General features: G+C 69.3%; 8 protein-coding genes. 5 read left to right on the forward strand and 3 right to left on the reverse strand.

The annotated features are described in order from the left end of the window. Nucleotides 1-56: 56 nt before the first annotated feature. On the forward strand, nt 57-1,175 hold the full coding sequence (locus WMF36_RS13600) for a glycosyltransferase (RefSeq protein WP_437580019.1): 1,119 nt from the start codon (nt 57-59) through the stop codon (nt 1,173-1,175). 61 nt (nt 1,176-1,236) lie between these two features. Here WMF36_RS13600 and WMF36_RS13605 read toward each other — a convergent pair whose 3' ends face one another. Beyond that, on the reverse strand, nt 1,237-2,550 hold the full coding sequence (locus WMF36_RS13605) for a glycosyltransferase family 4 protein (protein WP_437580020.1): 1,314 nt from the start codon (nt 2,548-2,550) through the stop codon (nt 1,237-1,239). 782 nt (nt 2,551-3,332) lie between these two features. Between WMF36_RS13605 and WMF36_RS13610 the strand changes: the two genes are divergently transcribed. Further along, nucleotides 3,333-4,667, forward strand: coding sequence for a glycoside hydrolase family 30 protein (locus tag WMF36_RS13610; RefSeq protein WP_437580021.1), 1,335 nt, complete (start codon nt 3,333-3,335; stop codon nt 4,665-4,667). A 202-nt stretch (nt 4,668-4,869) separates the two neighbouring features. Further along, nucleotides 4,870-5,808, forward strand: coding sequence for a DMT family transporter (locus WMF36_RS13615; RefSeq protein ID WP_437580022.1), 939 nt, complete (start codon nt 4,870-4,872; stop codon nt 5,806-5,808). Between the two features lie 82 nt (nt 5,809-5,890). Here the strand turns inward: WMF36_RS13615 and WMF36_RS13620 are convergent, their stop codons facing one another. After that, nucleotides 5,891-6,958 (reverse strand): SMP-30/gluconolactonase/LRE family protein, encoded by a 1,068-nt coding sequence (locus WMF36_RS13620; protein WP_437580023.1) that lies wholly within the window; start codon nt 6,956-6,958, stop codon nt 5,891-5,893. Between the two features lie 237 nt (nt 6,959-7,195). Between WMF36_RS13620 and WMF36_RS13625 the strand changes: the two genes are divergently transcribed. Next, nucleotides 7,196-8,143 (forward strand): LysR family transcriptional regulator, encoded by a 948-nt coding sequence (locus WMF36_RS13625; RefSeq protein ID WP_437580024.1) that lies wholly within the window; start codon nt 7,196-7,198, stop codon nt 8,141-8,143. Between the two features lie 304 nt (nt 8,144-8,447). Further along, a complete protein-coding gene (locus tag WMF36_RS13630) occupies nt 8,448-9,131 on the forward strand; it encodes a DJ-1/PfpI family protein (protein ID WP_437580025.1) in 684 nt (227 codons plus the stop codon). Between the two features lie 311 nt (nt 9,132-9,442). Here the strand turns inward: WMF36_RS13630 and WMF36_RS13635 are convergent, their stop codons facing one another. After that, nucleotides 9,443-11,041, reverse strand: coding sequence for a glycosyl hydrolase family 18 protein (locus WMF36_RS13635; RefSeq protein WP_437580026.1), 1,599 nt, complete (start codon nt 11,039-11,041; stop codon nt 9,443-9,445). Between the last annotated feature and the right edge of the window lie 13 nt (nt 11,042-11,054).

Genomic DNA, 11,054 nt, shown 5'->3' on the forward strand with positions numbered 1-11,054 from the left:
GCGCGCGGCGATCATGTAAAGCGGGGGCTCTGCGGCGGCTCCGGATCCTCCACCTGATGCCCTGTCGCTTCTGGGGCGGCCCGGAGCGGCAGACCGTGCAATCGGCGAGGATCCTGCGCGATCGCGGCGCGTGCGACGTCTCGTTCGCCGTGATCCCGCACCGGCAGGCGAAGGTCGCGGACAACCCGCTCGTCGTGGGGGCGCGCGCCGAGGGGTTCGAGGCCGAGCCGCTCGCGATGGAGCGGGGCTACGACCTGCTCGAGGGGGCGCGCCGGCTCCGCGCGATCGCGGCGCGGCTCCGGCCCGACGTTGTCTGCACGGTGAGCTACAAGGCGGACCTCCTGGCGCTCGGGCTGCGCGGGCGCGGCGCGCCGCGGGTGCTGGCCGTGGCGCGCGGGTGGACGGGCGAGGACCTGAAGGTGCGGCTCTTCGAGTGGGCCGATCGACGGACGCTGCGCTGGCACGACGGGGTCGTTGTCGTGTCGGAGGCGCAGCGCGCGCCGGTGCGGGCGTGCGGGGTGAGCGAGGCGCGGATCTTCCGGGTGCCCAACGCGATCGACGTGGATCGGATGCCGCCCCCCGTCCCCCGCGCGCAGCTGCTGGCGGAGCTCGGGCTCGGCGCGTCGGCGCGGCTCATCGGCGCGGTGGGGCGGATCAGCCCCGAGAAGGGGCAGCGCTCGCTCGTGGAGGCGTTCGCGGCGGTGGCGCGCGCGGACGCGCAGGCCGCGCTCGTGCTGGTGGGCGACGGGCCGGACGAGGCCGTGGTGCGGGAGGAACTGGCGGCGCGCGGGCTCGGCGAGCGCGCGCGGCTGCTCGGCCTGCGCCGGGATGGCGCGCAGCTCATCGGGGCGCTGGACGTGCTGGCGCTGCCGTCGCGCACCGAGGGGCTGCCGAACGTGGTGCTGGAGGCGTTCGCGTACGGGACGCCGGTCGTCGCGAGCGCCGTCGGCGGCGTGCCGGAGCTCGTGCTGGACGGCGAGACCGGGTGGCTCGTCCCGCCCGGGCAGCCGGACGCGCTGGCGCGGGCGCTGCTCGACGCGCTCGGGCGGCCGGAGGAGGCGGGGGCGCGGGCGACCCGGGCCAAGGCGCGGCTCCTGTCGCAGTTCACGGCGGAGCGGCAGGCCGACGCGTGGCTCGAGGCGTTCGCCGCGGTGACCGGCGCCCCGGTGGCTTGAGCGGGCGGCGGACGGCGCCCGCGCCGCCGCGGAGCGCGGCAGATCTCCCGGGGAGAGCGGGTCAGCTGGGCGGCGTGGCGAGGCTCCCGGGCATGGGCGCTGCGGGGGCGCCGCGGCGCTGCTCGATCAGCTGCTTGTAGATGCGGGCGAGCGTGTCGCCCACCACGCGCCAGTCGTATCGGCTCTGGACGAGCGCCCGGCCGGCCGCGGCCAGGCGCGCCCGCAGCGCCGGATCCGCGTCGAGCTCGAGGAGCGCGCCGCGGATCTCCTCGACGGTCCGGGTGATGATCGCGTGCTCGCGGTCGCGCAGCGCGAGCCCCTCCGCGCCGAGCTGCGTGGAGACGACGGGCACGCCGGCCGCGAGCGCCTCCAGGATCTTCAGCCGCGACCCGCCCCCGATGCGCAGCGGCACCACCGACGCGAGCGCGTCGGCATAGTAGGGCCGCACATCGGGCACGGTCCCGGTCACCTCCACGCCGGGCAGCGCGCCGAGCGCGCGCACCTCCGGCCCGGGGCTCCTGCCGACCACGGTGAGGCGCCACGCGGGCCGCGCGGCGTGGATGGCGGGCCAGACGTCGCGCGCAAAGGCGACGATGGCCTGCGCGTTCGGGCGGTAATCCATCGAGCCGACGAAGACGATGCGGCGGCGCGGCTCGGAGCCGCCCGCGCCCGCGGGGAAGGCGTCGACGTGGACGCCGTTGTCGACGGCGAAGGCGCGCAGTCCGGGGCGGAGCGCGAGGAGCTTCGCGCGATCCCGCTCGCTGACCGTGAGGTGCGCGTCGAACTGCTCCAGCACCTTGCGCTCGAAGCCGGCGAGCTGCGAGGCCAGCGCGAACGCCGCGAGCCCGCGGAGGGGATCGGGCGCGTGCTTGCTGTAACGAGAGAGCACCTCCGACTCGATGTTGTGCCAGTCGCAGAGGAGCAGCGGTCGATTGCGCGCCGCGCGCAGCAAGGGCAGATAACCGGCGAGATGGACGCTCTCGACCTGCACGGCGTCGAACCGGCCTGCGTCGAGGACGCGCGCAAGCTCCTGGCGCATTGCGTCCGTCGTGTAATTGAGGACGACGAGCGGCAGCTGCCCCACGGCCCCGCGCAGGATCTTGCCCAGGGAGTTCGGCCGCTCCTGGGTCAGCGTCAGCACCTGGTCGGTGATCTGCGCGATATCGTTCATCGATTGAGGAGCGGGGCCGGCGCCGCCCATCCGCGCTCGCCCGTTCCTGACGGCGCCGTCGTCGGCGAAGCTCAGGTAAGTGACCCGCGCAAAGCGCGACAGCTGCCGGACAAAATGCCAGTTGCGTAGCTTGGCGCCTGTGTCGAGCGGCCAGCAGGCGCGAGGGGCAAAATAGAGAATACGCATCTGTCGCATCGCGGTCATGGACACCTCCGGCTCGCGCGCGACGCGCAGGCAGGTTGGACCTGTGCCTCGCGGCGCCGCGCGGCACGTTCAGGGCGATGAGCGGTCCGAGCCTCCCGGCGCCGGCTCGGCGATGGGATTGGATGGTCAGCGCCCAGAGAGCGGCGACCATGACCTGGAAAGCTAACATGGCTCACCAGTGCGATGTACAGAAATCAGCGCGAGGCGGGTCGCGTGAGCGTGCGTGGCGGCGGACGGAGGAGGCCAGGACCTGTCGGCTGACACTGGCATTTCGCGACGGAGGCGACGCTCGGCGACGCTCGGCGACGTCGCCTGCTTGACGCGCCGCGTCCCGCGGGGCTCGCGCGAATGGCACTGTGAGGAAACGTGGCTCTGCGCGGATCACCGCGGGGCCTCTCGGGCATATAAGACGCCCGCGAGCGGGCGCCTGCTTCGGGCACCGCCACGGGTCCGCACCCCTACGATTGAGGATTTCAGCGATGAACTGGGCACGAGGTTCGACGACCGGCGTATTGCTCGCGTTTTTCTTCGTGGCGTGCGGTTCCTCGAACAGCACGACAAAACCTGAGGGCTCGGGCGGCTCGGGGGCGGGGGCGGGCGGCTCGGGGGCGGGGGCGGGAGCGGGCGGGTCAACCGACTCGGGCGGCTCGACGGGCTCGGACGGAACAGGGGGGGGCGGTTCGACCGGTTCGACCGGCTCGGGCGGTGCCGGCGGCGATCCGACCGGAGGCGGCGGCGCCGGCGGCTCGTCGACCGGAGGCGGGCCCCCCGTGATCGAGCCCGTGTTGGTCACTTCCGGGCCGAACGACTACTGGAAGACAGGGGCGCCGACGGAGGTGACGAGCGGCAATGCCGACGTGACCGTCAACGACGCGACGACGTACCAGCAATGGGACGGCTTCGGCGGCACCTTCAACGAGGCGGGATGGCACGTGCTCTCGATGCTCGGCGATGCCGAGAGGAGGCGAGCCATCCAGCTGCTCTTCGACACGCACGAGGGCGCGGCGTTCGCCTACGGACGCATCCCGATCGGGGCCAGCGACTATGCGATGGATCGCTATACCCTCAACGAGACGCCGAACGATACGACGATGGCGAGCTTCTCCGTCGCTCGGGACAGGGAGAGGTTGATTCCGTACATCAAGGCGGCGCTCGCCGTGAGGCCCGACCTCCACCTCTGGGCCAGCCCCTGGACGCCCCCCACCTGGATGAAGAGCAACGGCGCGATGGATGGCGGCCGCATGAAGGACGACGCGAGCGTCCTGGAGGCGTATGCCCTGTACTTCGCGAAGTTCGTGGAGGCGTACGCCGACGAGGGCATCACCATCGAGGCGGTTCACCCTCAGAACGAGCCGAACTACGAGACGAGGTACCCGAGCTGCCTGTGGACGGGGCCGCTCATGGCCAAGTTCATCGGCACCTACCTCGGGCCGACGTTCGACGAACGAGGGCTCACGACCCAGATCTATGTCGGCACGATGTCCAACGCCGACAGCGGGAAAGACGGGACGATCCTCAGCGCCGTGACCGGCGATTCCACCGCGATGAAGTACGTCAAGGGCTTCGGGCTGCAGTGGAACATGTTGAGCAGCGTCTCCGGTTTGCGGTCGCGCAACTTGCCGATCGTGCAAACGGAGCATAAGTGCGGCAACTACCCCTGGAACCCTGCGGGCATGCCGCCGTTCAACGCGAATATGCCGCCGAACGATCACGCCTACGCCGAGGAGAGCTGGAAGCTCATCCGCGACTGGATCCAGGCAGGGGTGACCTCGTACAGCGCCTGGAACATGGTGCTGGACACGGCGGGGAAGAACCTGGACTCGCAGCGGCCGTGGCCCCAGAACGCGCTTCTTATCGTGAACACGGGGACGAGCACGCTGAACGTGACTCCCGCCTACCACGTCTTTCGCCACGTCTCCGGATACGTCGATCCCGGCGCGGTGCGCGTCGGCACGACCGGCGGCGATGCGCTGGCCTTCAAGAACCCTGACGGCACCCTCGTCACGATTCTTTACAATTCCGGCAATGCAGAGAAGACGACCGTCCTCGGCGTGGCGAGCAAGAAGCTCCAGTTCAGCATTCCTGCCCACGGATGGGCCACCGTCAACTGGAAGTGAGGCCGAAGCTCACGCCCTCGAGCTCGAAGGCCGCTCGATCTCGATGGGCCGCGCGGGAGCGGCCGAGCTTCCCGGCGCCAGCCCGGCGCCAGCAGGCCGGCGAGCTGCTCGGGAGAGGGGCGCAGGGCATGGGCTGACGGCACGGCGGCGTCAGGGGCAAGCTCTGGCCATGGCAGCGGATCCTGCCTAATGTCCGCCGCCGATGGCTTCTTCCACCCCGCTCGGCCTCGCCGAGTCCCGCGACCAGCGCATCGCCCAGGTCCTGCTGTTCGTCACCCCGGCGCTGTTCACGGCCAACATGGTGCTGGCGCGCGCCACGGCGGATTTCATTCCGCCGGTGGCGCTGGCGGAGCTGCGCTGGCTGGGCGTCGTGCTGGTGCTGCTGCCCTTCTGCGGCCGCGAGCTGTGGCGCGGCCGCGCTTCGCTGCGGCGCGACTGGGCCCGGTATGCCCTGCTCGGCCTGCTGGGCATGGGCATCTGCGGCGCCGGCGTCTACTACGGCGCCGCCAGCACCACGGCCACAAATATCGGCCTGATTTACGCCGCGTCGCCGGTGATCATCCTCCTGCTGTCGCGGGCCATGTTCGGAGAGCGCCTCAGCCGGCGCCAGGGCCTGGGCGCCGGGCTGGCGCTGACCGGTGTGCTGGTCATCGTGCTGCGCGGCGACCCGGCGGCGCTGCTGGCGCTCAGCTTCAGCACCGGCGACCTTGTCATCCTCGTCGCCGCGATCTCCTGGGCGCTGTACACCGTGCTGCTGAAGCGCTGGCCCGCTCCGCTGGGGGTCAGCGCGCGGCTCACCGCGATCGCGCTGGCCGGGGTGATCGTTCTGCTGCCGCTGCTCGGCTGGGAGCTGGCCACCCGCGGTCCGCCGGTTTTCGACCTGCGCACCGTCGCCGCCGTGCTGACCCTGGTCCTGGTGCCGGGCGTCGCCGCCTACGCCACCTACGGCTACATCACCCAGCATCTCGGCCCGAGCCGCACCGGCCTGCTGCTCTACATGTCGCCGGTCTATACCGCCGTGATGGCCTGGCTGCTCCTCGGCGAGGCGTTTGCCCTCTACCACTGGCTCGGCGCGGCGCTTGTGTTGCCGGGCCTCTTCTTCGCCACCCACAAGCCCAGTTTCAAGGTGATTGAGCGTTAAGCGCAAAGGAGTGCGACCATGATCATCCATCACACCGGGATCGGCGTTTCAGATGTCGCCCGAGAAACGCCGCTCGCGACAATCACGGGAGCGGGCCGTAGGAGAGCAGGCCCACCTTCGGGGTCTTCATCGCCAGCAGCGTGATAAGCCCGAAGTTGGTGAGGAGGGCGTGCTTTTCCGAGCCCAACGTCGCGAGCGCGACGCTCGCGGGCCCATCGAGCAAGCCGCCTATGGCGAGCACGGTCGCTTTGCCGTCTGTCCCGACCCGGACGAGCGCGTTGCCCCCGTTGCCCGCGACAAGGATGCTCCCGTCGGCGTCTACGGTGATGCCGTCGGCGCCCTGGAGCGGCAGGCATGTCGCCGGATCCGACGTGGAGAACTCGACCGCGACGTCCGGTGTCCCGTCGGCCTTGATCGGGACCTTGATGAGCGCCGCCTTGTCCGTATTGGCCACGTAGAAGGCGCTGTGCGAAAGCGCGAGGCCGTTGGCGCCAAACGGGACGCCGAGGACCGTCTTGCAGGGGTTCGTCGCAGCGATGTCCCCCTTGAGCAAAGGATCGGTGAGCCAGTTGGTCACCGTCTTGCCGTCGGGGCTTATCTTGAAGATCGCGCCCAGGGCCGAGTCCGTGACGAAGAGGTTGCCATCCTCGTCGAAGACGAGCCCATTGGGCAGGTTCATGGCCGCGTCGGTGGCGAAGGCAGTGGTCACCGGACCGCCCGCCGCCGGGATCTTGTAGATGCCGGGCGCGTACGAGGCCGGATTGAGTGACGCGGCGGCCACGTAGAGATCGCCGGCGGCAGACTGGGTGATGCCGGTGACGAAGCCCGTGTTCGCGGGCGGCGCCGGCACGGTGGCGAAGGCAGACACCTTGTTGTCAGCGAGCGAGACGGCGACGATCTCGCCGGTCAGGGCATAGCTCATATACGCCGTCTTGCTGTCGGCGGCGACCCAGAGCCCCTCGGGGAGCTGGGACTTCGCTGCATCGAGCTCGGCGAGAAGATTGAGCTCTGGCGTCGAGACGCTGTCGCCGCCGCCACCGTTGCTGCTGCTGCTGCTTGTGGTGTTGTCTCCGCCGCAGGCGACGAGAGATGCGCTGAGCCCCAGCGCCGTCAGGAGGATCGAGCGGGAGAGTACCATGGTCAATTTCATGAGAATTCCTTAGGTAAAGTGTCTTTACTATCAGGGCGGCTGCCGCCGCTCGGTGGGACGTGTAAGGACCGTGAAAGGTCGTGCCCGCGCGAACGAGCTTCTGCCCTTGCGCCGCAAGGGCTCGCCGGTGCCCGCGACAGTCGGTAGCGCCGCGAGCTGTGGACGGCCTGAACATGACGCGGCTTTCGTCGTTGCGGTAGAGTCCTAGGCCGGTTAAACTGTTCTGCCCAGAGGACAATGCTGACCACCTCCCTGGACGATCTCCTCTCGATGGCGATCTTTGCGCGCGTGGTGGAGCGCAAGTCCTTCACGGGCGCGGCGAGCGTGCTCGGGCTCTCGAAGTCGGTCGTCAGCGCGCGGCTCGCGGCGCTCGAGGAGCGGCTCGGCGTACGGCTGCTCCACCGCTCGACGCGGCGCCTCGCGCTCACCGAGGACGGCCTACGGCTCTACGAGAGCTGCGAGCGTATCCTCACGGCCGCCGACGAGGCCGCGTCCGCGATGCACGGGGTGAGCCGGGTCCCCGAGGGGCTCTTGCGCGTGTCGGCGCCCATCTCGTTCGGCATACTGAAGATCGCGCCCTTGCTAGGCGACTTCGCGGCGCGCTGCCCGCAGGTGCGCCTCGATCTCTCCCTCTCCGACCGCCTCGTGGATGTCGTCGGCGGGGGCTTCGACGTCGTGGTGCGCTTTGCGCGGCAGCTCGATGAGGCGCGTGTCGCGCGCAAGATCGGGTCTTACCGTCGTATGGTCTATGCCTCGCCCGGCTACCTCGCGCGCCACGGCGCGCCGCAGGTGCCCGGCGATCTCGTCAGGCACAACTGCATCCGTCTCTCGGGGCAGTCGGGCGAGTGGGTCTTCGAGTCCGGCGCGGAGACGCTCGCCGTGCCGGTCAGGGGCAATCTGGTCGTGGATAATGTCGTCGTGCTCAGGCAAGCGCTCGTGGACGGGCTCGGCCTCGCGATGCTGCCGTACTTCGCCGTCGCAGCGGATCTTGCAGCCGGCCGGCTCCAGCCTGTGCTCTTGAGCCATGTCGGGCAAGAGATATCGATCTTCGTCGTCTTCCCTCACCACCTCCACCAGCCCACCAAGGTGCGCGCGTTTGTGGAACTCCTCGTCGAGCGCCTGGGGAACGAGGTAGGGGCGGGCGCCGCGCCGGGGAGAAGGAAATCCAAAGCAGCTCGGACATGACAAGCCCCGACTGCGCGATCTGCCCGCAGGCTGTGGAGTGACCGCGGTCCCTTCGATGCATGGCCAAGTCATTGATACAGCGTCACTTTTCCAGGAGGAAGGCGGATCGCGTATGGAACCTTCTGCCATTTGAGGTGAGCGCGGTGATTCTCCCTTGACATCTTCGAATCGTTTTGCTTTCCCTTTCTCCTTCCCCACTGAGCACGCGACGGGCCGCAGCCGAGGCGCGGGCGCCTTTTGCCCTTTCCGTCGGCTCAGCTTGCCTGCAATCAATGGCTTCGGCTGACGTGCGAGGAGGTGCTCGATGACGAATCCACTGACGATTGTATTCGTATTGTTTCCGGGTATCACACAGCTCGACTTCACCGGGCCCTTCGAGATGCTGAAGCGCCTGCCCGGCGCGCGTGTGGTGGTCGCCTCGCGCGACGGGGGCACCCTGAAAGCGGACAGCGGCCTCGAGTTTGCGGGCCTATCGCGGCTCGACGAGGTGGCCATTGCCGACGTGATCTGCGTGCCGGGCGGGTCGGGGATGACGGAAGCGCTCGCTGACGCCGAGCTCATCGCCGCCGTGCGGCGCCTGGGGCAAGACGCGCGTTACGTCACGTCCGTCTGCACCGGGTCGCTCTTGCTCGCGGCCGCCGGTTTGCTCGACGGCAAGCGCGCCACGTGCCACTGGGCGTTCCGCCCGCTGCTGGCCGAGCTGGGCGTGCAGGTTGAGAACGCCCGGGTCGTGCGCGATGGCAACGTGATCACGGGCGGCGGTGTCACGGCGGGGATCGACTTCGCGCTCACGCTCGTGGCGGAGCTGGCCGGGCCAGAGGTGGCCCAACGCATCCAGCTCTACACCGAGTATGATCCGCAGCCGCCTTTCGCGGCGGGGTCGCCCGACAGGGCACCGGCCGAGCTGGTCGCCCTCGTGCGCGAGCAGACGGCAAAGGTTGTTGCCGACCGCCGGGCGGCGTTGCTCGCCGCGCGAGCCAAGCTCTAGCTAGAGCGACAAACGGGTTGAAACCCCGAGAAAAAGCATGAATTTCACAGGGAGGCGGGGAGGCGGGGAGCGAGAGACGGCGGGAGGGAGAGATTCATTTTTTTTCTTCCTCCCCGCCTCCCCGCCTCCCTGTGAAAATTCTCCGGGTTTCAACGTGATCGGTGTCCTAGTACTTCGTTCCCTAAGTTCGTCCCGGGGGTCCGAGACGTCATATCTGCGCGAAAGCATGAGGCTTTCTGGCCGCGATAACCCGGGAGGAACTTAGGGAACGCTGTACTAGTCACCAGCTCGCCCCTCGGTCCTTCAGGACGTCACCGCAGGCCGCTCTTCACCGCCGCGATGAGCTCGCCGTTCGTCGTGTCGCCGCTCAGCTCCCAGAACATCGCGCCGCCCAGCCCCTTGTCCTTGATGTAACGCATCTTGACCCCGAGCGACGCCGGGGTGTCGTAGCTCCAGAACTCGGTTCCATTGAAGGTGTAGAACGCCTTCGTGTCCGGGTGGGTGTAGCCGGGGTGCCCCTTGGCCTTCAGGATCTTGTAGTCCTCGATGCCCGCCTCGTACGTGCCCGGGGCGGCGCCGGCGGCCGACTGCCACACCCCCTGGCTCGCGCTCGTGACCCCGGTCCAGCCGCGGCCGTAGAAGGGCACCCCGACGACCAGCTTGCTCGCCGGCGTCCCGCCGTTCAGCCAGGCCGAGACCGCCTCGTCGGTGCTGTACTTCAGGGCCTTCGCGGGGTTCGAGGCGGAGTTGTAGAGCGGCGAGTGGAAGTTCGTCGTGCGCTCCCACGCCCCGTGCATGTCGTACGTCATCAGGTTGATGAAATCGAGGTGCCGGTGGATCGCGCCGACCTGGATCTTCTCGATCTTGTCGAGTCCGGCGGGCGCCGCGATGGTGAGCTGCAGCCCGGGGCGCACCGCGTTGAGCTGGCTGCGGAACTCGGCGAGCAGCGCCGTGAAGTTCTGGGTGTCCTCGGGGCGCTGGTTGCAGGTGCTGCCGCAGGCGGCCGGGTACTCCCAGTCGACGTCGATGCCGTCGAACACGCCGCCCCAGCGGGGATCCTTGATGAAGAGATCGACACACGAAGAGACGAACGAGGCGCGGTTCGCGGGCAGCGCGGCGTCGGAGAAGCCGGCGGACCAGGTCCAGCCGCCGAGCGAGATCATCACCTTGAGGTGCGGGTGCTTGCGCTTCAGCTTGCGGAGCTGGTTGAAGCTGCCGCGGAGCGCGCCGGTGTCCCAGGTGTCGGCGACGCCGTCGACGCTGTCGGCGGCGCTGTAGGCCTTGTCGTAATCGGCATAGGTGTCGCCGAGCGCACACCGGTTGCCCACCACGTTGCCAAAGGCGTAGTTGATGTGCGTGAGCTTGGCGGCCGAACCGCTCGTGTCGATGTTCTTGACGTGGTAGTTGCGGCCGTAGATGCCCCACTCCGCGAAGTAGCCAATCACCTTCTTGCCGTCGCCCGCGCCGCCGCTGCCTCCCTCGCCGCCGGAGCCGCCGGCTCCGCCGCTGCCGCCCGAGCCGCCGGCTCCGCCGCTGCCGCCTGAGCCGCCGCTGCCGCCTGAGCCGCCGCTGCCGCCTGCACCGCTCGTGCTGGAGCTGGTGGAGCTGCTGGTGCTGGTGCCGCTGCCGCTGACCACCCGCCACAGCGCCGGGACGATCGGCGGCTCCCAGCCCGGAAGGGAGGTGTGCCCCTGAATGCAACTGTACGTGACGCCGCCGTAGGTCACCTCGGAGTTCACGGCATACGCGGTGTACGGCGCCCAGGCAGCGGCGAGGGCGGCTTGCTCCGTCTCCTCGATCTCTGCTCCATCCGGGCCGATGCGCCCCACGTCGTCGCCATCGAGGCCGCCGCACGCGGCCAGAGCCATCACAGCAAAGAGCGGCAGGGTCGTGAGAGGATAATGCTTCATGGCAGATCTCCTT

Origin of the sequence: Sorangium sp. So ce887, assembly GCF_051521455.1 — a bacterium.
GTDB lineage: Bacteria > Myxococcota_A > Polyangia > Polyangiales > Polyangiaceae > Sorangium.